Annotated in this window: 27 protein-coding genes; 9 read left to right on the top strand and 18 right to left on the bottom strand. The window is 73.2% G+C overall.

What is annotated here, in order from left to right; translation table 11 throughout:
• Positions 1-41: 41 nt before the first annotated feature.
• The 4 genes from BM223_RS20365 to BM223_RS20350 are packed head-to-tail and all read left to right on the top strand — an operon-like array spanning position 42 to position 3,362.
• A complete protein-coding gene (locus tag BM223_RS20365; protein WP_052138141.1) occupies positions 42-758 on the top strand; it encodes a TetR/AcrR family transcriptional regulator in 717 nt (238 codons plus the stop codon).
• A 60-nt stretch (positions 759-818) separates the two neighbouring features.
• Complete coding sequence (locus BM223_RS20360) at positions 819-1,532, top strand: maleate cis-trans isomerase family protein (protein ID WP_038683222.1); 714 nt, start codon at positions 819-821, stop codon at positions 1,530-1,532.
• A gap of 4 nt (positions 1,533-1,536) precedes the next feature.
• Positions 1,537-2,376, top strand: coding sequence for an alpha/beta fold hydrolase (locus BM223_RS20355; protein WP_052138140.1), 840 nt, complete (start codon positions 1,537-1,539; stop codon positions 2,374-2,376).
• Complete coding sequence (locus tag BM223_RS20350; RefSeq protein ID WP_052138139.1) at positions 2,373-3,362, top strand: asparaginase; 990 nt, start codon at positions 2,373-2,375, stop codon at positions 3,360-3,362. The genes BM223_RS20355 and BM223_RS20350 overlap by 4 nt, the downstream gene beginning before the upstream one ends.
• 3 nt (positions 3,363-3,365) lie before the next feature.
• Here BM223_RS20350 and BM223_RS20345 read toward each other — a convergent pair whose 3' ends face one another.
• Together BM223_RS20345 and BM223_RS20340 are read right to left on the bottom strand one after the other, a co-directional pair.
• Positions 3,366-4,301 carry a hypothetical protein gene (locus BM223_RS20345; protein ID WP_038676330.1) on the bottom strand — a complete coding sequence of 312 codons (936 nt, stop codon included), beginning with the start codon at positions 4,299-4,301 and terminating at the stop codon, positions 3,366-3,368.
• A 36-nt stretch (positions 4,302-4,337) separates the two neighbouring features.
• Positions 4,338-5,369, bottom strand: a complete 1,032-nt coding sequence (locus BM223_RS20340) for an NADP-dependent oxidoreductase (RefSeq protein ID WP_038683217.1) — start codon at positions 5,367-5,369, stop codon at positions 4,338-4,340.
• Positions 5,370-5,430: 61 nt separating this feature from the next.
• Here BM223_RS20340 and BM223_RS20335 point away from each other — a divergent pair, with 61 nt between their 5' ends.
• Genes BM223_RS20335 through BM223_RS20325 form a run of 3 tightly spaced genes read left to right on the top strand, consistent with a single transcriptional unit; the run spans position 5,431 to position 7,050 of the window.
• A complete protein-coding gene (locus tag BM223_RS20335) occupies positions 5,431-6,420 on the top strand; it encodes a zinc-binding dehydrogenase (protein ID WP_052138138.1) in 990 nt (329 codons plus the stop codon).
• Entirely contained in the window at positions 6,410-6,787 is a 378-nt protein-coding gene (locus BM223_RS20330; protein WP_038676328.1) for a YidH family protein, read from the top strand. The genes BM223_RS20335 and BM223_RS20330 overlap by 11 nt, the downstream gene beginning before the upstream one ends.
• The gene (locus BM223_RS20325; RefSeq protein WP_038676327.1) at positions 6,784-7,050 is read left to right on the top strand and encodes a DUF202 domain-containing protein; all 267 of its coding nucleotides are present in this window, start codon (positions 6,784-6,786) and stop codon (positions 7,048-7,050) included. The genes BM223_RS20330 and BM223_RS20325 overlap by 4 nt, the downstream gene beginning before the upstream one ends.
• On the opposite strand, the gene BM223_RS20320 is transcribed toward BM223_RS20325, so the two are convergent.
• The 5 genes from BM223_RS20320 to BM223_RS20300 form a co-directional block, all read right to left on the bottom strand.
• Entirely contained in the window at positions 7,040-8,413 is a 1,374-nt protein-coding gene (locus tag BM223_RS20320) for a DUF1254 domain-containing protein (protein ID WP_052138137.1), read from the bottom strand. The genes BM223_RS20325 and BM223_RS20320 overlap by 11 nt on opposite strands.
• Complete coding sequence (locus BM223_RS20315) at positions 8,410-9,696, bottom strand: DUF1254 domain-containing protein (RefSeq protein ID WP_141267183.1); 1,287 nt, start codon at positions 9,694-9,696, stop codon at positions 8,410-8,412. The genes BM223_RS20320 and BM223_RS20315 overlap by 4 nt, the downstream gene beginning before the upstream one ends.
• Position 9,697: 1 nt before the next feature.
• Positions 9,698-10,822: an ABC transporter ATP-binding protein gene (locus BM223_RS20310; RefSeq protein WP_038676325.1), complete on the bottom strand. Its 1,125-nt coding sequence runs from the start codon at positions 10,820-10,822 to the stop codon at positions 9,698-9,700.
• A 57-nt stretch (positions 10,823-10,879) separates the two neighbouring features.
• Positions 10,880-12,574 (bottom strand): ABC transporter permease, encoded by a 1,695-nt coding sequence (locus BM223_RS20305; protein ID WP_170222496.1) that lies wholly within the window; start codon positions 12,572-12,574, stop codon positions 10,880-10,882.
• A 90-nt stretch (positions 12,575-12,664) separates the two neighbouring features.
• Entirely contained in the window at positions 12,665-13,717 is a 1,053-nt protein-coding gene (locus BM223_RS20300) for an ABC transporter substrate-binding protein (RefSeq protein WP_038676323.1), read from the bottom strand.
• A 139-nt stretch (positions 13,718-13,856) separates the two neighbouring features.
• On the opposite strand from BM223_RS20300, the gene BM223_RS20295 reads away from it, so the two are divergent.
• The gene (locus tag BM223_RS20295) at positions 13,857-14,321 is read left to right on the top strand and encodes a MaoC family dehydratase (protein ID WP_038676321.1); all 465 of its coding nucleotides are present in this window, start codon (positions 13,857-13,859) and stop codon (positions 14,319-14,321) included.
• A 58-nt stretch (positions 14,322-14,379) separates the two neighbouring features.
• Entirely contained in the window at positions 14,380-15,129 is a 750-nt protein-coding gene (locus BM223_RS20290; protein ID WP_038676320.1) for an SDR family NAD(P)-dependent oxidoreductase, read from the top strand.
• An 82-nt stretch (positions 15,130-15,211) separates the two neighbouring features.
• Here the strand turns inward: BM223_RS20290 and BM223_RS20285 are convergent, their stop codons facing one another.
• The 11 genes from BM223_RS20285 to BM223_RS20235 all read right to left on the bottom strand — a co-directional run bounded on the left by BM223_RS20285 (position 15,212) and on the right by BM223_RS20235 (position 25,367).
• A complete protein-coding gene (locus BM223_RS20285) occupies positions 15,212-15,538 on the bottom strand; it encodes an EthD domain-containing protein (RefSeq protein WP_038676318.1) in 327 nt (108 codons plus the stop codon).
• A gap of 81 nt (positions 15,539-15,619) precedes the next feature.
• Positions 15,620-16,240 (bottom strand): TetR/AcrR family transcriptional regulator, encoded by a 621-nt coding sequence (locus BM223_RS20280; protein WP_038676317.1) that lies wholly within the window; start codon positions 16,238-16,240, stop codon positions 15,620-15,622.
• 32 nt (positions 16,241-16,272) lie between these two features.
• Positions 16,273-17,811, bottom strand: a complete 1,539-nt coding sequence (locus tag BM223_RS20275; protein WP_052138135.1) for a class I adenylate-forming enzyme family protein — start codon at positions 17,809-17,811, stop codon at positions 16,273-16,275.
• A gap of 28 nt (positions 17,812-17,839) precedes the next feature.
• Positions 17,840-18,892: an NAD(P)-dependent alcohol dehydrogenase gene (locus BM223_RS20270; protein ID WP_235319098.1), complete on the bottom strand. Its 1,053-nt coding sequence runs from the start codon at positions 18,890-18,892 to the stop codon at positions 17,840-17,842.
• Positions 18,889-19,656, bottom strand: coding sequence for an SDR family NAD(P)-dependent oxidoreductase (locus tag BM223_RS20265; protein ID WP_038676314.1), 768 nt, complete (start codon positions 19,654-19,656; stop codon positions 18,889-18,891). The genes BM223_RS20270 and BM223_RS20265 overlap by 4 nt, the downstream gene beginning before the upstream one ends.
• Positions 19,656-20,411: an SDR family NAD(P)-dependent oxidoreductase gene (locus tag BM223_RS20260; protein ID WP_038676312.1), complete on the bottom strand. Its 756-nt coding sequence runs from the start codon at positions 20,409-20,411 to the stop codon at positions 19,656-19,658. Before BM223_RS20260 ends, BM223_RS20265 begins: the two co-directional genes overlap by 1 nt.
• The gene (locus tag BM223_RS20255) at positions 20,408-21,631 is read right to left on the bottom strand and encodes an acyl-CoA dehydrogenase family protein (protein WP_038676310.1); all 1,224 of its coding nucleotides are present in this window, start codon (positions 21,629-21,631) and stop codon (positions 20,408-20,410) included. Before BM223_RS20255 ends, BM223_RS20260 begins: the two co-directional genes overlap by 4 nt.
• A gap of 38 nt (positions 21,632-21,669) precedes the next feature.
• On the bottom strand, positions 21,670-22,629 hold the full coding sequence (locus BM223_RS20250; RefSeq protein WP_038676308.1) for a phosphotransferase family protein: 960 nt from the start codon (positions 22,627-22,629) through the stop codon (positions 21,670-21,672).
• Positions 22,629-23,822 carry an acyl-CoA dehydrogenase family protein gene (locus BM223_RS20245; RefSeq protein ID WP_038676305.1) on the bottom strand — a complete coding sequence of 398 codons (1,194 nt, stop codon included), beginning with the start codon at positions 23,820-23,822 and terminating at the stop codon, positions 22,629-22,631. Before BM223_RS20245 ends, BM223_RS20250 begins: the two co-directional genes overlap by 1 nt.
• Before the next feature lies 1 nt (position 23,823).
• A complete protein-coding gene (locus tag BM223_RS20240; RefSeq protein WP_038676302.1) occupies positions 23,824-24,978 on the bottom strand; it encodes a thiolase family protein in 1,155 nt (384 codons plus the stop codon).
• Positions 24,975-25,367, bottom strand: a complete 393-nt coding sequence (locus BM223_RS20235; protein ID WP_038676300.1) for a Zn-ribbon domain-containing OB-fold protein — start codon at positions 25,365-25,367, stop codon at positions 24,975-24,977. The genes BM223_RS20240 and BM223_RS20235 overlap by 4 nt, the downstream gene beginning before the upstream one ends.
• Between the last annotated feature and the right edge of the window lie 39 nt (positions 25,368-25,406).

Below are 25,406 nucleotides of genomic sequence, written 5' to 3'. Positions count from 1 at the left end.
CGCGGGTGCCGTGCGGCCGCCAGCAGAGGAGACATGGGAACGTGACCACGACAGCCAAGGGCGGAGCCAAGGGGCGGCGCAGCGCGAGCCGCGGCAAGATCAGCCGTGAGGCGATCGTGGCCGCGGCGCTCGAGGTCTCCGACTCCAGCGCCGGTCTCGACGCCGTGACCGTGCGCAGCCTGGCCACCAAGCTCGGCACCGGCACGATGACGCTCTACGGCTACTTCCGCAGCAAGGACGAGATCCTCGACGCGATGGCCGACCACGTGATGAGCGGGATCGAGCTGCCGCCGGTCGAGGACGAGACGCCCGAGCAGGCCCTGCGGGCCGTGGCCCAGGCCTTCGTCAAGCTGATGACCGAGCACCCCAGCGTCTCGTGGCTCCTCTCGTCCCGGGTCACCCGCTCCCACGCGTCGCTCAAGGCCGCGATGGAGGACATCCTCCAGCGCTTCGTCAACACCGGCATCCCGCCCGAGACCGCCGTGCGCTGCTACGGCCTGCTCATCCAGTTCGCGCTGGGCTTCGCCGCCTACCAGGCGCCCCGCCAGTGGGGCGCGGCCAGCGGTGAGGACGGCGCCGAGCTGCGCCGCCAGCAGCAGCACTACTGGGCCGGCCTGCCCGCCACCGAGTTCCCGCTTGTCGTGGCCCTGGCACCCCAGCTCGTCCTGCTGCCCACCGAGGACCAGTTCGACTGGGGCGTCGACCTCCTCGTCGAGGTGCTCACCCGCGCGCTCGAGCGGGAGACCCAGCGCTCCTGACCCGTTGCTCGTTTCGTACATCATCCCGTACACTGTACGAAACTAGTGAAGGGGGGCGGCGTGAGCATCGGCTTCGGCACCACCGCGCGGATCGGCCACCTGTACCCCTCCGGCGGCCTGTGCGACTACGAGGTGCAGCTGATGGCGCCCGCGGGCGTCCAGTTCCTCACCACCCGGATGCCGTTCCGGCGGACCGGCCTGGCCGACGACCTCGCTCTCGCCGAGGGCCTGGAGCTCCACGCCGGCCTGCTCGCCGACGCCGAGGTCGACCTGATCGCGTTCAACTGCACGGCGGCGAGCATGCTGCTGGGCCCCGCGACGGTCAACGCGCGGATCACCGCCGCCACCGGCATCCCCAGCGTCACCACGATCGAAGCCGTCCTCGAGGCGCTGGCGCACCTCGACGCGCGCCGCGTCGTCCTCCTCGACCCCTACCCGCGCGAGGTCGAGGACGCCGAGGTCGCCCACCTGGCCGCCGCCGGCCACGAGGTCGTCGCCCGCGGCGGCCCGGAGTGCGCGACCCCGGTGGCACAGGGCAGCCTGCCGCCCGAGGAGTGGCGCCGGATCGCCCGCGAGGTCGGCGCGGCCGGCGCGGACGCCGTCCTGGTCAGCTGCGCGGGAGCCCAGGTGGCGACCAGCATCGCGGCGATCGAGGACGCGCTGGGCATCCCCGTGGTGGCCAGCAACCAGGCGCTGCTGTGGAAGGTCCTGCACCTGCTCGACCTCCCGGCACCGGGTCCCGGCTACGGCCGGCTGCTGAACGAGGAGTTCTGAGCGCATGTCCACTGAGCCGAGGTCCACGACCGCGACCGCGACCCTGACGATCACGAAGGGCTACGCCGACTCGCGGTTCGGCCAGCTCCACTACGCCGAGAGCGGCGCGGGTGCGCCCGTGCTGCTGCTGCACCAGACGCCCCGCTCGTGGGACGAGTACCGCGACGTCCTCCCCCTCCTCGGCGCGCGCCGGCGCGCCATCGCCCTCGACACCCTCGGCTTCGGCGCCTCGGCCCGCACGCCCGAGCCCTTCCGCATCGAGCTGTTCGCGGACGCCGTCGAGGACCTCATCGACACCCTCGGGCTCACCGGCGTCAGCCTGGTCGGCCACCACACCGGCGGCGTCGTCGCGATCGAGGTCGCCGCCCGCCGCGGCCTGGCGATCGAGAACCTCGTCCTGTCCGGCGTCCCCTATGTCGACGCGGCACGCCGCGCCCGCGTCGCCGGTGCCCCGCCGATCGACCACGTCACGCCCGCGCCCGACGGCAGCCACCTCACCGAGCTCTGGAACAAGCGCCGCGCCTTCTACCCGGACGACCGGCCCGACCTGCTGGCCCGCCTCGTCGCCGACGGCCTGCGCGTCGTCGACCGCGTCGAGGAGGGCCACCGGGCGGTCAACGCCTACCGGATGGAGGAGCGGATCCGCCTCGTGCGGAGCCGGACCCTCGTCCTGTGCGGCGAGGACGACAGCTACTCGCTGCCCGACGTCCCCCAGCTCTGCGCCGCCGTCCCCGGCGCCACCGCCGCCGTGCTACCCGGCACCGGCGTCGCCTCCGTCGACCACCGCCCCGACCTCTTCGCCGCCGCCGTCGCCACCTTCCTCGACGACGGAGCCGCGGGGTGAGCAGCCCCGACGACCTGCTCCCGGTGCACTGGCTGAGCCTCGGCGGCACCCTCCAGTCCCGCGGCCACGACCCGCTCGACACCGACCGCTACTGGCAGACCGGCCAGTCCCTCACCCCTGACGAGGTGCTCGCCCCGGTTCGCTCCCTCGTCGCCCCGGTCACCGTCGAGGCCGTCGACGCCCGCCCCAGCCACGACCTCTCCCCCGACGCCCTGCTCGCCCTGGTCGCGCGCCTGCGCGAGCTCGACCCCGCCACGACCGCCGGCGCCGTCGTCTCGCTCGGCTCCAACGGGCTCGAGGAGGTCGCCTTCCTGATCTGGCTGCTCGGCGCCCGCGTCCCGGTCGCGCTGACCGCCTCGATGCGTCCGCCGACCGCGATCGGCAGCGACGCCCTCCCCAACCTCGTCGACGCCCTCACCGTCGCCCGCTCCCCCGGCCTCCGCGACCACCACGTGGTCGTCGTCTCCGACGGCGCGATCCTGCACCCGGCCGAGGCGATGAAGAGCCACAGCTCCCGCGTCGACTCCTTCCGCGCCAGCGCCACCCCCCTCGGCGAGGTCCACGCCGGCGTCCCGCGGTGGCAGCGGTACCCGCTGCCCGGCCCGCTGCGCGACCTTCCCCTGCCGGCCACCCTCGCCCCGGTCGAGATCGTCACCTCCTACGTCGGCTCCGACGGTGCCGCGATCCGCTCGGCCGCCGACCGCGGCGTCCGCGGGATCGTCTCCGCGGGCACCGGCGCCGGCTTCCCCACCACCGCCGAGCGCCGCGCCCTCGACGACGCCGCCGCAGCGGGGGTCGTCGTGTGCCAGGCCCAGCGGACGCCGTACGGGCGGGTGGCGGGGACGGCGCTGCCCGTGCTGTGCGCCCGGGGGCTGACGCCGCAGAAGGCGCGCCTTCTGCTGGCCGTCGTGCTCGGCGGGGACGAGGTCGGCGGTGAGGCCGACCTGGTGGGGCTGCAGCGGGTGCTCGACGTCGCGGGCGGCTGACGCTCAGCGAGGGTCGGCGAACCGCAGACCCGTGTAGGTGCGCAGCGCCTCCTGGAGCACGGGGAGGTTGGCGATCCCGGACTCCATCACCTTCGCGCGCTGCCGGCGGTGCCGGCCCCGCACCACCACGTGGGTCCAGTTGTTCTCGCCGTCGTGCTCGTAGCCCACCGAGTCGATCTCGTCCCACCTGATCGGCTCGCCCTCGAGCACCAGTACCGACCGCTCGAGCGTCACCGCCCCCAGGTCGACCGACTCCCCGGCCCGCAGCCGCGCGTCGAAGGTGGCGAGCCCCGCCGCGACGGCCCGCTCGCGGATGCGCGTCTCGACCTCGCCGTCGACCCCCGCCCGGTCCGGCATGCCCTCGATCCCGACCTGCCCGTTCTCGAAGGACAGCACCCGGGACCACGGCGCCACGCTGAGCCGGCCCCCGCGGAGCATCCGGAGCTCCTCGGCGTGGACGCCGACGTACTCGTTGCCGCGCCACCGCACGAACGCCACGAGGCTGACGGCCACCAGGCCCAGCCCGACCGGGGTGGCCCAGCCCCACGCGGCGCCGTCGGCGGCGGAGGGCACCACCACGACGCCGAGCACCGCGACGACCAGCCCGACCAGGACGAGCCGCCACGAGACATAGCCCTCGTAGAACATCGCCGGCCCGCCGCTCGCGCACTCGGGGCGGTCACCGGCGACCAGCGACACCGACCGCAGGTCCCGCCGCCACGCCAGGACGAGCCCGGCCAGGTACCTCAGCGCCACGAGCACCAGACCCGCACCGACCACGAGACCGACCAGCCGCACCTGCTGCCGGTCGCTCGTGCCGAGCGTGGCCGCGTAGCCGAGCCCGCTGACACCCACCAGGGCGAGCCACACCGCGGAGCCGGTCGAGAACCGCGTGAAGTCGCGCAGCGCCTCGGCGTGGGAGTCGGCCCCGGCATCCATGACGGCACCCTAGTCGCCAGCGGACGGCGGGCGCGCTCAGGCGAGCCGCACCAGCGTCTTGCCGGTCGTGCGGCCGGCGAGCATGTCGGCCATCGCCCGCGGTGCGCTCGCGAGCCCGTCGTAGACCGTCTCGCGGTAGACGAGGGCGCCGTCGCGCAGCCAGGCGCCGACGCGCTGCTGCATCTCGTCGAGCAGGTCGAGGTGCAGGCTGCCGCGGAAGCCCGCGAGGGTCAGGTGCTTGGCGGTGGTGAGGAAGATGTTGCGGGGGCCGCGGGGCTCCGACTCGTAGTCGGAGACGGTGCCGCACAGGGCGATCCGGCCGTGCATCCGCAAGGCTTCGAGGGCCGCCTCGAGGTGGTCGCCGCCGACGTTGTCGAAGTAGATGTCGATGCCGTCGGGCGCGAGGCGGCGTAGGCCGTCGCGCAGGGACTCGTGGCGGTAGCTGAAGGCGTCGACGCCCGCCTCGTCCCGCAGCCAGTCGACCTTGGCCGGGGAGCCGGCGGTCGCGATGACACGGTGGCCGACGTTGCGGGCGATCTGGGCGGCAAGGGAGCCGACCGCGCCGGCGCCGGCCGACACCCAGACGACGCCGCCGCCGTCGAGGCCGTCGACCACGGCGAGGCCGCTGTAGGCGGTGAGGCCCATCGGGCCGAGGGCGCCGAGGAACCACTGCGGCTCCCGGTCCCGGACGTCGAGCCGGCGCAGGGTGCCGACACCGTTCATGGCGACGTCCTCCGCACGGACGACGGCGTGCTCGCGCCAGCCGAGGGAGTGCCAGACGGTGTCGCCGGGCGCGAAGCCCGGGGCGCGCGAGGCGAGCACCTCGCCGACCGAGAGGACGCCGTCGAGCGGCTGGTGCAGCGGGAACGAGGTGAAGTAGCCCTCGGGTGCGGCGGCGCGCAGGCGCAGCCGCATCCCGGGGTCGACGGAGGTCCAGGTGTTGCGGACGAGCACCTCGCCATCCGCGAGCCGGTCGGGATCGGGCAGCTCGACCGGTACGACGGCGAAGTGCTCCGCGCCGACCTCGCCCTCGGGGTACGCGATCACGTGCAGGGCGTGGCTCTCCATGCCGATCTCCTCGGGTCCGGGGTGGTGGACACCGGCCACCATACTGAACTAAATTCAGTTTATGAACCCTCCGCCCCTGATGCAGGCCTGGCAGTGGACCGGGACCGGTCGGCCCCTCACGCAGCACGACGTTCCCGTGCCGACGCCGGGCGCCGACGAGGTGCTCCTGCGCGTGCGCGCCGCGGGCATGTGCCACTCCGACGTGGGCGAGCTCGACGAGCCGTCATGGGCCGCGAGCATCACCCGCAACCCGATCACCCTCGGGCACGAGATCGCCGGCGAGATCCTCGCCGTGGGAGCCGACGTCCGCGACTGGCGGCCCGGGCAGCGGGTCGGCGTCCATCCGCTGGGCCGGACCGTGCCCGGCTACAGCCGCGACGGGGGCTACGCGAGCCACCACCTCGCACCGGCGAGCGACCTGGTGGCAGTGCCCGACGGTCTCTCCGACGAGAGGGCCGCCGTCGGGACCGACGCCGGCATGACGTCGTACCACGCGGTCGCGACGGTCGCCGGCGTCGCGCCCGGGATGCGCGTCGGCGTCATCGGCCTCGGCGGGCTCGGCCAGCTCGGCGCCCAGCTCGCGGTCCACCTCGACGCCGAGGTCCACGCGGCCGACACCGACGCCGGCGCGCTCGCCCTGGCCGAGGGCTGGGGGATGGCCGGGACCTACCCCGACGCCGACGCCCTGCGCGGCCTCGGACTCGACGCGGTCGTCGACTTCGCTGGCTTCGGGACGACGACCGAGGCAGCGGTGCACGCGATCAAGGTGGGCGGCACGGTCGTCATGGTCGGCCTCGGCGCCGAGCACACCACGCTGACCACCGCCGACGTCATCCACCAGAAGGCGCGCATCCTCGGGACCACCGGCGGCACCCGCGAGGACGTCGCGGCGTGCTACGCCCTGCTGGAGAAGGGGGTGCTGGTGCCGGTCGTGGAGCGGCTGCGGTTCGCCGACGTCCCCGAGGGCATCGACAGGCTGCGCGAGGGCCGCGTCCGCGGCCGGCTGGTCGTCGTCCCGGACGAGGACGCCGAGGACGCCGATGACCGCTGAGCCGCCGCCCCGGACGCGGTGGCCGGCCCACGTCTACGGCACCGGCACGGAGCCGGACTACCGCTTCACCCTGGCCAACGAGCGGACCTTCCTCGCCTGGCTCCGCACGTCGCTGGCCCTCGTGGCGGGCGCGGTCGCGCTCGACGCCCTCGCCACCGGCCACTCGCGGGCGGTGGTCCAGGTCGTGGCCGGGACCCTCGTCTCGCTGGGCGCGGCCGGCACCGTGCTGGCCTGGCTGCGCTGGAGCGCCAACGAGCGGGCGATCCGGAGGGGCGACCCGCTCCCCGGCTTCGGCGCCGGTGCCGTGGCCTGCGTGGCACTGCTGGTCGTCGCGGGTGCGGCCGCGGCGCTCGTCCTGCTCCCGTGAGCGACCCCGGTCTGCAGGCCGAGCGGACCCGCCTCGCCGGCACCAGGACGGCGCTCAGCATGGCCGCCGCGGCACTCGCCCTCGCCCACGTGGTGCGGATCCCGGGGCTCGCTAGCGCCGTGCTGCTCGTCGCGTCCGTGCTCGGTGTCGTCGTGACGACGGCCCCGCATCTGCGGGAGGCACGCGGTCTCCGGTTGGCCGCGCTGACCCAGCTCGCGCTCGTGATCGCCGCCTGCGCCCTGACGGCGATCGCTACGAGCTGACGGGTGCGACCGGACAGACCGGGCCCGGGAGCCACGCGCCGCTCAGCGCCTCCGGCCCCGGCTGGTAGATGCGCAGGACCAGGAAGAATCGGCCGCGCGGGCAGGGCAGCCAGTTGGGGTCGCCGCGCTCGTCGTCGGCTCCGATCGCGATGGTGACCGAGCCGTCCGGGTCGACGACGAGCCCCGGCAGCGCACTGCCGACGGCGTACCGGTCGATCGGGTTGTCGACGAGCAAGCCCTCCCCGTCGTACAGGGTCACGCTCCAGAACGCGCCGGCCGGCGGCGGCGTCTCCAGCCGGACCTCGTAGCGGGTGGTCGCACCGTCCAGCGGCCGGCCGTCCCCGTCGGCGTAGGTGTTGTAGGAGGTGTTCTCCTCGACCACGTTCGCGGCGAGGCCGACGTGGTTCATCACCGCGCGGTTGAGGTGGTTGGCACCGTGGGCGCCCTTGTCGCAGACCTTCGTCCAGCCGCTCGCCACCGGCTCGCCCAGCTGCGGGCGGCACGCGTCGAGCAGCCGGATCGCGTCGGCGAACCCGGCCGCCGCTCCGGCGCGCACCTCGGGGCCGAGCCGCTCGGGCGCGAAGTCCTCGGCCCCGGTCAGCCCCAGCAGCGCGAACCGCCGGACCAGGACGACGTCCTCGGCGGGGATGCCGGCCAGCCGCAGGGCACCGTCGAGCGCCTGGAAGAAGGCGACCCAGTCGGTCGCCAGGTCGTCCGGATCGATCGGTACGACGGCCCGCTCGGGCCCCACCCTGCCTGCCACGCCGCCAGGGGCGTCCGGGCGGCGGAGGACCACGGCATCCTGGAGCCGGTGCACCTCGGCCTCGTCGCCCTGACCGCGCACCTGGACCCGCATCAGGACCCACATCAGCTCGGAGCCCACCCGCAGGCCGGCCGCGGTCGCGGGCACCTCCCACGTCCCTGTCGGCGGCACCAGCCAGACCTGCCGTGCGTCACCGACGGTCCGCCGGCTGATGTTGCTCGCGTTGCCGAAGGCGTCGAGGAGGTTGAGCGTGAAGTAGCGGTCGCCGAAGTCGGGCAGGTCCACGACCACCGGTCCGCCCCGCAGGTCGAGCCAGGCGTTCGAGTAGAGCGTGTCGACGTTCGGCACCCGGAACGCCGCGAAGCCCGACCGGGCCAGGTGGCGCTCGTGGACGAGCTGCCCCGGCTCCTGTCCGGAATCCCTGTCCTGGCGGCACATCTGCGCGTACTGGTACGCCGCCGGCAGACCGTAGACCACGGCGTCGAAGGCGACGACCCGGGCGAGCTCGCGTCGCGCGTCCGGGTCGGCGGGCACCAGGTCGGGCCGGGACGAGACCTGGCGCTGGTCGACCCCGGTGAGGTCGAGCGCGACGTAGCTCATGCCGCCACCACCCGGACCACGGGCGGCGGCGACCAGCGTGCGGCGTCCTCGGGCCAGTAGAGCCGCAGCATCAGCCGGAACCTGCCCTCGGGGGCCGGCAGCCAGTTGCCGTGACCCGCGCCGGGCTCGGTCACCGACAGGTGGATGCGCAGTGCGCCGTCGGGGTCCCGGGTCAGACCCGGGGTGCGGTCACCGATCGCGTAGCGCCGGATCGGGTTCTCCACCAGCAGCCCCTCTCCGTGGTACATCGTGAGCGACCAGAAGGCCCGGGCCGGAGGCAGCCCGCCGGGTGGGAACTCCAGCAGGTACGGGCCGGCGCTCCCCTCGAGGGGGTTCCCGTCGGCGTCGGTCTCGCACACGGGGTAGAGCGCCTCGGCCGCGGGGTTCACGTAGATCTGCGCATGGGCGACCGCGGCCCGCAGGAGGAGGTCGTCGCCGAAGTCCGCACCGCGGTCGTTGACCGACCAGCCGTGCATCGTGCGCCCGAGGTGCCGCACCCGGCTGCGGACGGCGTCGTAGCCCGCGCGCAGCCCGGCCGCGACAGCGTCGAGGGTCGGCTCGTCGGCCGCCGGGCCGAGCTCGTCGATGGTCCGCGCCACCTCGTCCGGCACCTGCCCGGGGCCGAGGTCGGCGACGACGGCGGCGAGCGAGACCAGAAACGTCGCGGGGTCCAGGATCTCGTCCTGGCGCATCAGCCGTGCGAGCCGGCGATCGATGTCGCGAGGTGCCCCGCCCACGGCGCCGGGGGTGACCAGTGTGATCGCGTCCTGCAGGGCGTGGGCGGCGGCGACGTCGGTGGCATCGTGCGGGTCGACGCCGGTGCGGCCGACCACCATGACCCACCGCTCCGGCGTGCTCAGCCGCAGCACGCCGCCGTCCTCGGACACCGACCGCGGGCCGCGCCGGAGCCGGACCTCCGGCAGCTCCCGGCCGTGCGTCCGCCCGCTCACCACGAGGGGACTGCTCGTGTCGGCGCAGCCCACCTGGAGGCTGAGGTAGCGGTCGCCCGGGTCCGGCAGCGTCAGCGCGTACGCCCCTTCGTCGAGGTCCAGCCACGCCAGCGAGTAGAGCGTGTCGACGTTCGGGGCCACGCCCACTGCGAGGCTCGGATCGGCCAGGGCTCGCTGGTGGCCGAGCACCCCCGCCGGGGCACCGGCGGACGTCGCCGGCCGCCGTCCCTGCGGGTCGAGCGGCTGCGTGAGGTTGAGCCGCATCCGCTGCGCGAAGACGAGGGGATACGCCCAGGTCTGGAGCGCCGCGACGCGGTCGGCGAGGTCGGGCACGTCAGCCGGCGGAGCCCGGGGAGGCCAGCGCGCGCTCGCCACCCTCGGAGTAGACGTGGAGCGCCTCGGCGCGGAAGCTGATCAGCACCGGGCAGCCCTCGGTCGCGGTCCGCAGCCAGGAGCCATGCGTCGCCGAGTCAGCCTGGAGCCGGAACTCCTCGCCGTTGGCGCCGACGGTCACGTGGTACTGCCGCCCGCCGAACTCGGCCGCCAGCAGCTCGGCCTTGATCGCGACCGCGCCGGTCGGCACGGATTCGCTGTCGCGGTGCAGGCTGACGTCGTCCGGCCACAGCCGCGCGACCAGGGCCGGCGCGTCCGGCACGTCGCGCGCCACCAGGACGTCGACCCCGCCCTTGGTCTGCCAGCCGGCACCGGTCCGGCGCAGCTCGAGCCGGTTCGCCATGCCGATGAAGCCCGCGACGTAGTCGGTGGCCGGGCGCTGGAAGACGTCCTGCGGTGTGCCGAGCTGCTCGATGCGCCCCTCGCGCATGATCGCGAGCTTGTCGCCGAGCGCGAAGGCCTCGGACTGGTCGTGGGTGACGAAGACCGCGCCGAAGCCGAGGCTCTCGTGGAGGCGGTGGATCTCGGTGCGGACCTGGTCGCGCAGCCGGGCGTCGAGGTTGCTGAGCGGCTCGTCGAAGAGGACGAGGTCAGGGCGCGCGGCCAGGCCGCGGGCGACCGCGATCCGCTGCTGCTGGCCGCCGCTGAGCTGGGAGGGATACCGGTCGAGCAGGTGCTCGCAGTGGACCATCGCCGCCGCCTCCTCGACCCGTCCGGCCGCCAGCGCCTCCTTCATCCTGCGCACCTTCAGCGGGTACGCGATGTTCTTGCGCACCGTCATGTTCGGCCACAGCGCGTACGACTGGAAGACCATGCCGATGCGGCGCTTGTGCGCCGGCACGTTCACCCGGGCGGACGAGTCGAAAACCGGGTCGCCCTTGAACTCGATCCGGCCACGCTCCGGCGTCTCGAGCCCGGCCAGGCAGCGGAGCGTGGTCGTCTTGCCGCAGCCGCTGGGCCCGAGCAGGACGAGGAACTCGCCCTCCTCGATCTCGAGGTCGAGATCGTCGACGATGACGTTCGACCCGTAGGACTTGGTAAGGCCGGAGATTCGGAAACTGGCCATCGGTCGTGCACCTCGTTGGTTTCGGTGGGTGCGGTCGCGGCGCGACCGCGGAGTCGGTCAGAGGTTGTCGAGGACGTTGCGGCCGCCGATGATCATCGCCACGGCGACGCCGGCCGCCGTCACGGCCGACATCAGGATGGCCATGGCCGCGACCAGCGGGTACGAGCCGTTGCTCCACTGGTCGTACAGCAGCGTGCCCATCACCTGCGTGGTCGCGGAGCGCACCATCAGCGAGGCCGCGAACTCGTGGGTGAGCAGGATGAACATGAGCGCGACCGCCGAGAGGACGGTGGGCTTGAGCATCGGGAGGGTCACCCGCAGGCTCGTGGTCAGGGGGCTCGCGCCGCTCACCGCCGAGGCCTCGTCGTACGTGTTGCCCATCGAGATCAGCGCCGTCATCTGCATCCGCGTCGCGAACGGGATCATCAGGACGATGTAGACCAGGATGATCACCCACTTCGTCCCGTAGAGGATGAACGGCGGCTGCGTGTAGGTGAGCAGGAAGCCGACGCCGAAGATGACGGCCGGGATGCCGAGCGGCAGCGCGCTGATCACGTCGGCCAGCAGACGCACCAGCTTGAGGTGGCGGTGCCGCACCACGAGGGTCGCCGTGGCCAGGCCCACGGGGACGCAGACGGCGACGGCGGCGAGCGAGGTGACGACGCTCGTCGTCACCGACTCGACGACGCCGGGGGTGTCGAAGAGCTTCTGGTAGTTGTCGAGCGTGAGGAAGTCCCAGCTCAGGTTCTCGGACCAGAACGGGCTCAGCGAGACGATGACGACGCCCGCCAGCGGCAGCACCAGGGCGAAGAGCCCGTAGAGGGCGACCACGAAGGCGGCCCAGTAGGAGCGGCCACCCGTCGGTGCGAACGACTTGCCGCCGTGGGTCACGAACCGGGCCTGGTTGCCGAGCGCGAGGCGCTGGGCCAGGATCACCACGAGGCCGAGGATCACCAGCGGCGACGCCGCCGCGGCCGCCGCGGCGTAGTTCACCGGGGACTCCGCCGTGCGCCGGTACATCTCGGTGGTCAGCACCTTCATGCCCTCGTTCTGGCCGAGGAGCAGCGGGCCGGTGAACTGGCCCAGGCCGAGCAGCAGCGCGACGCCGCCGCCGTACACGAGCGAGGGGCGCAGCAGCGGCAGGACGACCTTGAAGAAGACGCCGATCTGGGAGGACCCGCTGGCCTGGGCGGCCTCGAGGTGCTCCGAGCCGATGTTCTGCATGCCCGCGCTGACGAAGAGGTAGACGAACGAGGTCAGGCCGAACCCGGTGATGATGATGATCCAGGTCGAGCTGTAGACGTTCACCGGCCCGGTGTCGAGGTGGTCCCACCACGGGAGCTGGCGCATCAGGGCGTTGAGGTAGCCCGGCCCGGGCGAGAGCAGGAAGGCCCAGCCGACGACGGTGGCCACGGAGGGCATCACGATCGGCAGCACGGGCACGATGCGCAGGAAGCCGACGCGGCGCGGCAGCCGGCTCGTCGCGAAGGCCAGCACGGTGCCCAGCACCATGGCGATCACGAGCGACGACAGCGCGAGCACGGTCGTCGTCCGCAGCGTCTCGCCGATGTCCGAGCGGCCGAACTGCGCGGAGTAGCCGGCCGCGCCGTTGTCGAAGGCGAGGGACTGCAGCCGCCACACAGGCAGCACGATCAGGTAGCCCAGGCCGAGGACGAGGGCGGCGTAGAGAGCGCGGGTCCGCCAGAGCTTCGCGTCGCCGCCGATGCGGGGAACTGCCCGGGTCATGGCCATGGGGATCACCTTCCGTGATCGTGGAGGGGCCCGCGGCGACGGGCGACGGGTGCGCCCGTCACCGCGGTGCTGTCTCGGTGGAGCCGTGGGTCAGCCGAGGAAGAGCTTCTCCCACTCCTTCTGGTACGACGCGACGGAGTCCGACGACAGCTCGTCGGGATCACCGAGCGGCACGTCCTGCGCGAGCAGGTCCGAGCCCGCGACCCCGGTGCCATCGACGTTCGGCAGGCAGGGGATGAAGTCGTGCGAGATCGCGGCCTGGCCCTCGGGCGTCACCAGGAAGTCGGCGAGGACCTGCGCGGCGTTGGGGTGCGGCGACGAGGAGAGGACGTGGCTGTACCACGGGACGCCGAAGGGCTTCTCCGGGACGATGAACTCGACCGGCGCGCCGTTCGCCTTCTCGGTCAGGATCGTGGTCCCGATGGTGGGCGACGCCCAGATCTCACCGGACGCGATGGCCTGGCCGATGGCGACCGCGCTGTCGTAGACCCGCGGCTTGCTCGAAGCGAGACGGTCGACGAAGTTCTCGCCGAAGTCGACGTTGATCTTGCGGTACATGTCGACGTACGTCGGGATGCCCGCCGGGTTGGTGACCCCGATCTTGCCGCCCTTGAGGTTGCTCGCAAGGAGGTCCTCGGGGGTCTTCAGCCCGTCCGGCAGCTTGGCGGTGTTCCAGGCCATGCCGAACACGGTGGCACTCGTGAGGAACCACTGGTCGTCGATGACGCTGTTCTCGCGGTCGTAGTCGGCGTTGTCGAACGACGGGCCGACGATCTTGGCGGAGTAGTCCGCGTCGAGGCTGCGGTCGATCCACCCGGCGTCCGTGGTCATGTGGACGTCGGCCGTGCCCCGCCCGGTCTGGTTCTCGATCTCGACCTTGGGGAGCAGGTCCGCGTCCGTGCCGCGGACATAGGTCAGCTTGATCTCCGGGTACTTCTTCTCGAACGCCTTCTTGAGGCGCTCCAGGTTGTCGGGAGCGACCGTGCCGTAGATGACGACTTCGCCCTCCTTGTCGGCCGCCTTCAGGATCTCGTCCCAGCTGCCCGCCACTTCTCCACCGCCCGAGTCGCTGCCGCAGCCGGCCAGCGCAGCAACGGAGAAGAGACCGCCAGCCAGCAGGGCGGCAAGTCGCTTCGTCTTCATGAACGTCTCCTAAGTCAGAGAACTGCTAAATTGAAGTTGGTTCAGTTGAACTCTATGACGGGGGTCACGCCCCGGCAAGAGCTTCGACCGGAAAATTTGAACTGACTTCAGTCGTCACGACGAGACAAGGAGATGCGACGTGGTGCACACCTTCCGGAGCCCGGGCGAGTTCGCACAGGCAGCGGGCCGCGAGCTGGGCACGGGCCCCTGGTTCCCCCTCGCGCAGCAGCGCATCGACGACTTCGCCGACGTCACCGAGGACTGGCAGTGGATCCACGTGGACGCCGAGCGGGCGGCGGCCAGCGACCTCGGGAGCACCATCGCCCACGGCTACCTCACACTGAGCCTGGTCCCGCGGCTCAGCGCGGGGATCTTCACGTTCGACGGCGTCGGGCGCGCGGTCAACTACGGCCTCGAGAAGGTGCGCTTCCCGGCGCCGGTCCGGCCCGGCGACCGGATCCGGGCCCATGCCACCCTGGTCGAGACCCGGCCCGCAGGCCCCGGCGGCACGGGCGTCCTCGGCCGGGTCCGCTACACGATCGAGATCGACGGCGGCCCGCGGCCGGCCTGCGTCCTCGACGCCCTCATGCTCGTCCTGCCCTGACCGCAGCGCACCCGCGAACCTAGTTGAACTCACTTCAGTTTCCTGGGATGGTGGGCCTATGGATCGCTACTCCGACTCCCGCGTCCTCGTCACTGGCGCCACCGGCGGCCTCGGCGCCGAGATCTGCCGCCGACTCGCCGCCGAGGGCGCCCGGCTCGTGGTCGCCGACCTGCCCGGCACCGACCTGGGCGCCGTCCTCGGCGGCCTGCCCGGCACCGGGCACCTCCCCGTCGACCTCGACGTCAGCGACGAGGACGACTGGCGCACCGTCGTCGCCCGGGTCGAGGACGAGCTGGGCGGCCTCGAGGTCCTGGTCAACAACGCCGGCATCGGCAGCCTCAAGACGGTCGAGGACGAGGAGCGCGAGCACTGGGACCGGGTCCTCTCGGTCGACGCCACCGGCGTCTGGCTCGGCATGAAGCACGCCGGCCCGCTCATCGAGCGCTCCGGCGGCGGCGCCGTCGTCAACGTCGCCTCGATCCTCGGGAGCACCGGCGGACTGGGCAACAGCGTCGCCTACCACGCCGCGAAGGGCGCGGTGCGCACGATCACCAAGAACGCGGCCCTGCACTGGGCCACGCGCGGCGTGCGGGTCAACTCGCTCCACCCCGGGTTCATCGAGACCCCGCAGCTCCTCGAGCGCTACGCCGGCACGGAGCGGCACCAGGCCATGCTGGCCAACACCCCGATGGGACGTCTCGGCCGGCCCGAGGAGATCGCCGGCGTCGTGGCCTTCCTGGGCAGCGCGGACGCCGGGTACCTCACCGGCACCGAGGTCTACGCCGACGGGGGCTGGACGGCTCGCTGACGCCGTCCGGGCGCCTCGGGCGCCCGGGCGCCCGGCAGTTTCACCGCCTAGGCCGTGAAACTGCCGCCGACCGCGACCAGCCTCAGCCCTCGGCGACCATCACCCGTTCGTCCCCACCCACAATGATGCTGCGCCCGCCCATCGCGCCCACGTGCGCGACGGCGCGCTTCCACTCGTCGCTGGCGAGGGCCGCGTCAAGGGCCTCCTTGCTGTCGAAGCTGAGCACGGACATGCCGTCCCAGCCGGCGGAGCGGTGCTCGTCCATGGCCTCCAGCACCTCGGTGTGCAGCCACCGGCGCAGGCCCGGGAGGGGGTAGGTGACGTCGGCGTGCTCGCCGCGCCACCAGGTGATGAACTGCTCGTGGGTCCAGCCGGAGGGCTTGGACGCGAGGACGATGAGGTTGTACATCGTTGCTCCTGATCTGAATTCGGTTCTAGAGACGGACGCGCGACGAGCCGGCGCGAGCGGTGCCCGCGCCGGTCGCAGGTCTCAGTGGGCCAGGCGCACGCAGGCCGCGACGACCTGCTCGGAGATCTCGGCGAGGGTGTGGGCGCCCTTGGGGCGGTACCAGCGCCAGACGCTGTTGATCATGCCCAGCATCAGGCGGGCGAGGACGACCTCGTCGTGGCGGGCGAACACCTCGGCGTCCATGCCCGCCTTGAGCAGGGCGGCCCACTCGTGCTCGATCTCGCGGACCAGCTCGCGGGCCCGCTCGCGCTCGGCCTCCTCGCGCTTCGAGGAGCGCTCGCCGACGAGGAGGTCCTGGTGGCTCATCAGGATCCGCTCCTGGAGCGCCTCGCGGGGCGTGACGTCGAAGGCCGCGGCGACCGCGACCCGGATCTGCTCGTCGGGGTCGCTCACCTCGGCAGTGACGGCGCGGGTGCGCTCGAGCGAGCGCTCGAGCTCGTTGCTCATGATGGTGAGCAGGCAGTGCACCTTGGACTCGAAGTAGTGGTAGAGCGCGGTCTGCCCGATCCCGACCTCGTCGGCGATGGTGGCCCACTTGGTGTGCTCGAAGCCCACGCCGCCGAAGTTGTCGATGGCCGCGTCGAGGATCATCCGGCGCTTCGAGCGCGGGCCCTCGGTCCGGGTCTGCTCGTCAACTGTCATGGAAGCCGTCCTAGTCGCCAAGTGAATTCAGATCAGGGTACCGCCGGACCGGCCGTTGTCCCGGCTGGCGCGGCGATCCCGGCGGCGGCGAGGGACGAGGCGAGGGAGATCGCGCCGGAGCGGTCCAGCTTGCCCACCCGGTTCTGCGGGAGGTGCGCGACGTCGTAGACGAACTCCGGCCACTTGAACTTGGGGAAGTCCGCCGCGGCCAGCTCCCGCCGCACGCCGTCGAGGTCGAGCGGCTCCCCGGACCAGACGACGAGGGCCGCCGCACGCTCGCCGAGCAGGTCGTCCGGCACCGGGACGATGCACACCTGGGCCACGCCCGGGATCGCGGCCACCGCCGCCTCGACCTCGTTGATGTCGAGGTTGCGGCCACCGCGGATGATGACCTGCTTCTCCCGGCCCAGGATGTTGATCGTGCCGTCGTCGTTGATCCGGGCCCGGTCGCCGGTCGGGAAGAACCCGTCGGCGGTCACCTCGGGCGGGACCGGGACGCCGTCGCGGGCGTAACCGACGAAGAGCGAGGGACCGCGGACCTGGGCGTTGCCGACCTCGCCGTCGGGCAGCGGAGCGCCGTCCGCGCCGACGATCCTGACCAGCGTGCCGGGGAAGGGGCGGCCGTCGCGCCCGAGCCGCACGTCGGCGTCCTCGGCCGGCAGCGGCGTCGTGTGACCGAGGCACTCGGACATGCCGAACACCCGGAGGAAGCGGGTGCCCAGGTGCCGCTCGGCCCGCTCGAGGGCGGTCGCGTTCATCGGTCCACCGCCGACGGTCATCGCGCGGAGCGAGGTGAGCGCCCCGTCCGAGCCCGGCACCAGGGAGAGCTGCAGGGCCATCGTCGGCACGAGCATGGTCCAGGCGACCTTCTCGTCGCGGAGCAGCGCGACCGCGTCCTCGGGGCTCCAGCGGTCGAGGCAGACCATCGGGCTGCCGAGCATCGCCGGGAGGTGCAGGCCGAAGCAGAAGGCCGCGACGCTCGACAGCGGCACGAGCGCGCCGACCGGGTCGCCCGGCTCCAGGCCGACCGCGTCGATCGTGGCCTGCCCGGCGTAGCGCAGCGCCTCCTCGGACTGGACGACGCACTTGGGCCGGCCGGTCGAGCCCGACGTCATCGCGATCGCCACGCCTCCGCGCCACCGCTCGACGCCTCGCGTGCGGCGCGAGGCCGCCGCGCGGACCGACCAGCCGGGGAAGGCCTCCCCCACCACCGGCAGCTCGCCGTCGTCGACCTGCCAGGTGGCGATCGCCTGGGGCGAGGCGATGACGGCGTCGGGCTGGATGTCCTCGAGCGCGAGGTCGTACTCCGACTTGGCCGCATGACCGCTGATCACCGCGATCAGCCCGCCGCGCAGGCCCACCGCGATCGCCGCCGCGAGCGTGCGCCAGGTGTTGTCGGCCTGCACGAGCACGGTGGGTGCTCCGGTGAGCGAGCGGTCGAGCAGGTCGGCGATCTCCCCGGCCTGCGCGACGACCCGGCCCAGCGTGTGGACGCCGTCGGCGTCGATCACCGCCACGTCGTCCGCGTGGTGCTCGGCCCGCTCGACCAGCTCCTGTGCCAGCTGCCTCATGCGATGGTCTCCTCCAGCTCGATGGTGCTCATGCCCGCGACGAGACGACGGCCCGGCCCTGGACCAGCCCCTGCCGGAGCCGGTCGTAGGCGGTCATCGCCTCCGCGAGGGTGTAGGTCTCGGTGCGGGCGTGGACGCCGCCCGTGCGGGCCAGCGCGACGACGTCGGCGAGGTCCTGGTGGGGACCCCAGAACGGCGCCACGAACCCCCACCCGCGGGGGAGGTCGCCGCCCTTCGCCACCGTGAGGCGTCCTCCGGCCGACCCGACGACGCTGACCCGGCCGCCCGGCGCGAGGATCCGCGCGGCAGCGTCGATCGTCTCCTGCGCACCGACGAAGTCGAGGACCACGTCGGCACCGGAGCCGTGATGGCCCCCTTCGAGCCACTCCGCGGCGTCGGCGGTGGACGCGACCACCGCGTCGGCGCCGAGCCGCAGCCCAAGGGCGCGGGCCTCGGCACGCGGGTCGACGCCCACGACGCAGACCGGCTCCTGACGGGCGAGCAGCTGCAGCGCGAGGTGGCCCAGGCCGCCGATCCCGATCACCACGACGGTCGCGCCGCGCAGGTCGGTCCCGGCGGCGCGCAGCGCGTGCTGCGCCGTCAGGCCGGCGTCGGTGAGCGGTGCGAGCGCGACCGGGTCGGCGTCGTCCGCCGGCACGAGGTGGCGGGCGGCGGGGACCAGCAGGTAGTCGGCCAGCCCGCCGTCGTACCCGATGCCGTTGCCGATCGGACCGGTCAGCTCGGAGCAGTAGTTGTCGCGCCCGCGCCGGCACTGCCGGCACCGGCCGCAGGACCAGACGCCGTGCACGGCGACCCGTCGTCCGAGCCACGGCTGGCGGACGGCGTCGCCGGCCGCGACGACGGTGCCGACCACCTCGTGGCCGAGCGTGAACGGAAGCTCGTAGGGCAGCTGACCCGGTGCAGCGTCCATGATGTGCAGGTCCGAGTGGCACAGCCCGGCCGCCTCGACGCGGAGCAGCAGCTGCTCGCCCGAGGGGACCGGTACCGGCACCTCGACGAGCTCGGGCGCCTCACCCCAGGTGTGCAGGCGCCAGGCTCGCATGGTGTCAGGCAGGGTCATCGGGCCGTCCACCCTCCATCGACGGCGACGACCTGTCCGGTGACATAGCTCGCCGCGTCCGAGGCGAGGAAGAGCAGAGCACCGTCGACCTCACCGGCCCGGCCGCCGCGGCCCAGCATGGTGTTGCGCCGCACCCAGCCGGCCGACTTCTCGTTGCTGAAGAGGCCGTCGGTCATCTCGGTGTCGAACCAGCCGGGCACGAGCGCGTTGACCCGGATCCCACGCCGGCCCCACTGGCCGGCGAGCTCGCGGGTCACACCGATGACCGCGGCCTTCGACGCGGCGTACCCGGCGCCCCCGATGGGAGCTGTCGACACCAGGCCGACCACGGAGGAGATGTTGATGATCGACGCGCCGCGGTCCTCGGGCAGCGTGCGGGCCACCTCGACGGCGAGGCGCACGCCGGCCGCGAGGTTCAGGGTGAGGATCGCGTCGAACTCCTCCGGCGTCTCGGTGAGCGCGTCGGGCGGACCGGGCATGCCCGCATTGTTCACCAGCACGTCGACCCCGCCGTTGATGGCCGTGGCGGTGGCCACGAGCCGGGCCCGGTCGTCGGGGTCGGTCACGTCGCACTCCACCGGCACCAGGCCGGGGATCTCGGCAGCCAGGGCCTCGAGCCGATCGACCCGTCGCGCGGCGGCGACGACCGTCGCCCCGGCGGCACCGAGGGTCCGGGCGAAGCCGTCGCCCAGACCGGACGACGCGCCGGTCACGATCGCGACCCGGCCGGTCAGGTCGAACAGCGCGGGCCCGGATCCGGCCATCAGTAGACCGCCGTCCGGCCGCCGTCCACCGGGATGAGCGCGCCGGTCGTGTAGCCCGCGACGTCGGAGGCGAGGTGCACGACCATCCCGGCGAGCTCCTTCGGGTCGCCGAGGCGCTCGGCGGGCAGCCGGTCGGTGACGAGCTCGAGGAACTCGTCGTCCCAGTCACCGGCCATGTCGGTGGCGAAGGCGCCGGGCATCACGCAGTTGACGCGCACGTGCGGGGCGTACTCCTGGGCGAAGGCCCGGGTGAGCGCGTTCAAGCCGTTCTTGGACGCGGCGTACGTCGCCTCCGGAGGGCTCGGCCGCTCGGCGCCGATGCTCGAGATGTTGATGATCGAGCCCCCGCCGGCGGCGACCATGTGGGCACCGGCCACCGCCATCAGCCGGAAGGGCCCCTTGAGGTTGACGTCGATCGTCTTGTCGAAGAGCGACTCGGTGACGTCCTTCGCCGAGGGTGCGAGCGGCGCGATGCCGGCGTTGTTGACCAGGACGTCGATCCGCCCGTGCTCCGCGACGATCGCGTCGACCGCGGGCTCGATCGCGTCCCAGTCGCCGACGTGGAGCGGCAGGGGGTGGGCCTTCACGCCAGCGCTCGCGGTGATCTCGGCCGCGACCCGCTCACAGGCATCGGCCTTGCGGCTGGACACGACCACGGTCGCCCCCTCCGCGGCCATGGCTTCGGCGATCGCGCGGCCCAGGCCGCGGGTGGCCCCGGTGACGAGCGCGACCTTCCCGTCGAGGACGCCGGTCACGAGCGCGCCTCCTTCGGTGCCGCGTGCTTCTTGAGCTCGCGCAACGCGATGCTCCGCAGGTGGACCTCGGTGGGGCCGTCGGCGACCTGCAACGCGCGGGTCAGCGCGTAGAGGCGGGCGAGGACGGTGTCGTCGCTGACGCCGGCCGCACCCCAGGTCTGGACAGCGCGGTCGACGACGTTGTGGGCGACCTCCATCGCGGCGACCTTGATGGCGGCGACCTCCGTCCGCGCGGACGCGTTGCCGGTCGTGTCCATCAGCCAGGCTGCCTTGAACGTATAGAGGCGGATCTGGTCGATCTCCATCCGGCTCCGGCCGATCCACTCGCGGACGACACCCTGGTCGGCGAGCGGTCCGCCGAAGGCCTCGCGGCTCGCGGCCCGCTGGCACATCAGGTCGAGGGCCCGCTCGGCCATCCCGATCGCGCGCATGGCGTAGTGCATGCGGCCCGGTCCGAGCCGGCCCTGGGCGATGGCGAAGCCGTCGCCCTCCTCGCCGAGCATGTTCTCGACGGGCACCCGGACGTCGGTGAAGGTGACCTCGCCGTGGCCGAGCCGGTCGTGGTAGCCGAACATCGGGAGGTCGCGGACCACCTCGACGCCCGCGGCATCGGCCGGGACCAGGATCATGCTCTGCTGCCGGTAGGTCGAGGCCTCGGGGTCGGACTTGCCCATGAAGATGATCAGCTTGCAGTCCGGGTCGAGGACGCCGGAGGTGTACCACTTGCGGCCGTTGACGACGTAGTGGTCGCCGTCGCGGCGGATCGTCGAAGTGATGTTGCGCGCGTCGGAGCTCGCGACCGCGGGCTCGGTCATCGCGAAGGCGGAGCGGATCTCGCAGGCCAGCAGCGGGTCCAGCCACTCCTTCTGCTGCTGCTCGGTGCCGTACATGGCGAGGATCTCCATGTTGCCGGTGTCGGGCGCCGAGCAGTTGATCGCCTCGTTGCCGATGATCGAGCGGCCGACGATCTCGGCGAGCGGCGCGTACTCCAGGTTGGTGAGTCCGGCACCGCGGTCGCCGTGCGTCATGAAGAGGTTCCACAGCCCCTGCTCGCGGGCGATCCGCTGCAGGTCGCGCATCACCTGCGGCTGCTCGTGCGGGTTGTCGTTCGCGGCGACCTGCGCGTCGTAGACCGGCTCGGCGGGATACACGTGCTCGGTCATGAACGACTCGAGCCGGGCGGCCAGGTCGGCGGTACGGGCGGTGGGTGCGAAGTCCACGGATTGCCTCTCGCGTCGTTGCGGTGGGATGGGACGGCTCAGCCGAGCCGGTCGGTGCCGGTCTCGATGAGCCGCTGGATGGTGGCGGGCAGCTTCTCCTGGTCCGGGTCGTGGTGCCGGCCCTCGCGGTGACGACGCAGGTTGTGGCCCATGATCGCCGCCATCTTGAAGCGGCCCAGGGCGTCGAACCAGGTCAGGTCGCGCGGGACCGGCCCGTCCCCGGCGTACCGGGCGACGAGCTCGTCGGCGTCCGGCAGACCGGGGACCTCACGGCCCACGCCCGGGAAGTTCGCCCCGTCGGCGAAGACGAGGAACCAGCCGAGCTCGACCCGCGGGTCGCCCGGGCTCCAGATCTCCCAGTCGATGAGCGCTGCGGGCTCGGTGCCGACCGACAGGATGTTGCCCAGCCGGTAGTCGCCGTGGACCAGCACCGGCGCCACGGCCTCGGGGACCGCACCCCGCAGCAGTGCCTCGAGACGGGCCGCGCCCGGCACGAGCTCCGGCGGGACGGCGCCCATCGTGCACGACCAGCGTGCGAGCTCGTCGGCGGGTGAGAGCGGGTCGCCGTCGACCGGCAGCCGGTCGAGCGGGACGCCGTGCAGGCGCGGCAGGATCTCGGCCGCTCGCAGCATCCGGGCGGCGGCGAGCACCGGCTCCAGGGCAGGGTCGTCGAGCACGGGCTCGAGCGACTCCCCCGCGACCAGCTCCATGGCGAACCAGCCCGGCTCCACCGCGTCGGTCGCGCGGATCCGTGGCACCGGGACGTCGGTGCCCGCCAGCGCGGCCATGATCCGTGCCTGGCGCAGCATGTCGTGGCGACCGATCGCGCGCTGGCCGGGCGGGACCGCCTTGACGACGAACCACTGCTCGCCGAGGGCGATCTTGTAGGTCAGCCCGGAGTGTCCGCCGAGCATCGGCTCGAGGGTCGTCGGCTCGCCGTCGACACCGTTGGCCCGGAGCCCGGCGACGACGCGTTCCTGGAGGTCCACGGTGGTCATCAGCGCGGCTCCCGGGGCAGGCCGAGCACCCGCTCGGCGAGGATGTTGTGCTGGATCTCGTCGGTCCCGCCGGCGATCCGGTAGCCCGGTGCGCCGAGGACGTGCTCGGTCCAGGCCCAGGTGCCCCAGCGCTCGCCCTGCACGGTGAGCTCGGGACCGAGCAGCAGCCGGGCGACCTCGGAGGTGCGCGCCATCGTGTCGGTGGCGAGCAGCTTGCCCACCGACGCCTCCGGGCCGGGGTCCGCGCCCGCGACGACGGCGGCGGCGACGCGCATGCCGGTCAGCCGCTGGACGTAGCTGCGGGTGACGAGGTCGGCGACCGCGTCCCGCTCGATCTCGGTGAGCGGCCGGCCCAGGTTGCGGGCGAGCTCGACGGCCTGGTCGGCGTTCTCGAGCCCGAGGTTGCCCGAGTCCAGGCGCTCGGAGGCGAGCACCGTCAGCGCGACCTTCCAGCCCTGGCCCTCGGGGCCGAGCCGGTGGGCGTCGTCGAGGTGGACGTCGTCGAGGTAGACCTCGTTGAACGAGCTGCCGCCGGTCATCTGCCGGATGGGGCGCACCGAGACGCCCGGCGCGTCCATCGGCACGATGAAGGCGGTCAGGCCGGCGTGCTTCGCGCTCGCCGGGTCGGTGCGCGTGATGGCGACGCCGTAGTCGGCGACGCGCGCACCCGAGGTCCACACCTTGTGCCCGTCGAGCCGCCAGCCGTCGCCGTCGCGCGCGGCGCGGGTGCGCACCGCTGCGAGGTCGGAGCCGGCCTCGGTCTCGGAGAACAACTGGCACGCGATCACGTCGGTCCGCAGCATCGCCCGGACGTACGTCGACCGCTGCTCGTCGGTCCCCCACTGCGCGATCGTCGGCGCGATCAGCTGCTGGGTCACCGGGAACATCTCGGTGCGCCGCGGGACGTCGTACCCGGCCTCGGCACGCCGGAACGCCAGCAGGTACGACGCGGGGAGGTTCCGCCCGCCGTACTCGGGGGCCCAGGTGATCGCGCCGAACCCGGCGTCGTACTTGGCCTGCTCGTAGGCGCGGATGCGGTCGGTCTCGGCGCGCTCCTCGTCGGCGGTCCAGTTCTCGAAGACGGCGACGGCGTCGCTCCCCTCGCCCCAGGCGCGCTGGGTGCTGGGCGCGGCCACCGACGACAGCCAGGCGTGGGCGTCGGCGACGAAGGCGTCGAGGTCGGGGGTGCTCATCTCAGGCCTCCAGGACCGCGCACGCGCTGATGCCGGGTGCGCCGTACACGTGGGTGAAACCGAGGCGCGGGTTGCCGGGCACCTGGCGGGCGCCCGCCTCGCCCCGGAGCTGGGTCACGATCTCGTGGACCTGGCGCAGGCCCGAGGCGCCGATGGGCTCGCCGTTGGCGATGCAGCCGCCGTCGGTGTTGACCGGGAGCCGGCCGCCGATCTCGGTGGCGCCCTCGGCGATCCACTTCTCCTGCTCGCCGTGCGCGCAGAAGCCGGTCTCGGCCAGGTGCATGAGCTCGGCACCGCTCTCGGTGTCCTGCAGCTGGGCGACGTCGATGTCGGCGGGCGCGACGCCCGCCATCTCGAACGCGGCCCGGGCCGCGACCGTGCTGACGCTCGTCGGCGTGCCCTCGCCCTGGATCGCGGGGCTGAACACCTCGAAGGTGCCGAAGGCCCGGGTGCGCGGGGCGACCGCGAGCAGCTTGACCGCTCGGGCGCCAAGCCGCTTCGCCACGGCCGGCGTCGCGACGACGACGGCCGCGCCGCCCTCGCCCGGCGAGCAGAACATGTACTGGGTGAGGGGGTCGTTGACCATCGCGGCCCCGGCGACCTGCTCCTCGGTCATCGGCTCGCGGCGCCAGGCGTTGGGGTTGAGCGCGCCGTTGCGGTAGGCCTTCGCGGCGATCGTGGCGAGCAGACTCGCGGGCAGGTCGTGCTCGCGCAGGTAGCGGGCGATCTTCACCGCGAAGAACTGCGTGGTCACCATCAGGCCGGCCTCGCCGTAGCCGACAGGCAGGCCCCAGTCCTCGGGCCGCGGGTCGAAGGCGCCGCGCGGGTGCTTGTCGAATCCGACGGCGAGCGCGATCTCCGCAGCGCCGGAGCGGATCGCGTTGACGGCCGCGACCAGGGCGCTGCCGCCCGTGGCACAGCCGTTCTTGACGTTGGTGAACGGGATGCCGGTCAGGCCCAGCTCGGCGACGAGGGTGTCGGCGAGCCCGGCGCCGTCGCTGCCGCCGAAGGCGACCTGGACGTCGGGCCAGGTGAGGCCCGCATCCGCCAGCGCGGCGTGGATCGCCTGGACGGCCATCTCCCTGCCGGAGACCCCGGGCTGGCGGCCGAACCGCGACAGCCCCGCACCGATGATCGAGACGTCGCCGCCGCTCATCGGCCCGCCTCCTGGTGCTGCCGGGTGGCGAACCGCGGCACCGGCTCGGTCGCCACCAGGGTGACCACCGCGCCGGTCAGCTCGGCCGGGTCGTCGATGTCGATCGCGTCGAGGACGGCCTCGACGCGCACGCCGTCGGGGAGCTCGACGTACCCCACGGCGAAGGGCGCGAAGCCCCCCGCCGGGGGGACGTACGGAGGAGACTTGGGCGCGAACCGCTGGACCGTGTGGGCCCAGACGGTGCCGCGCCGCGCCAGGTCGAGGGGGGACAGCGCCGTCCCCCCGCACCGCTGGCAGCCCGCCGCCTCGGGGAAGGCGACGTTGCCGCAGTCCGCACAGCGGCTGCCCCTCAGCACGGGTGCCTCGGGCACGGTCGTCTCGACGGTCATGGCTCAGCTCTCCTCGTAGATTCCAGCGCGGCGGGCGGG

Source organism: Pimelobacter simplex (genome assembly GCF_900114845.1).
Lineage (GTDB): Bacteria > Actinomycetota > Actinomycetes > Propionibacteriales > Nocardioidaceae > Nocardioides > Nocardioides simplex.
Note: the sequence above shows the minus strand (reverse complement) of the source record. Positions and strands in the feature narration are given on the sequence as shown.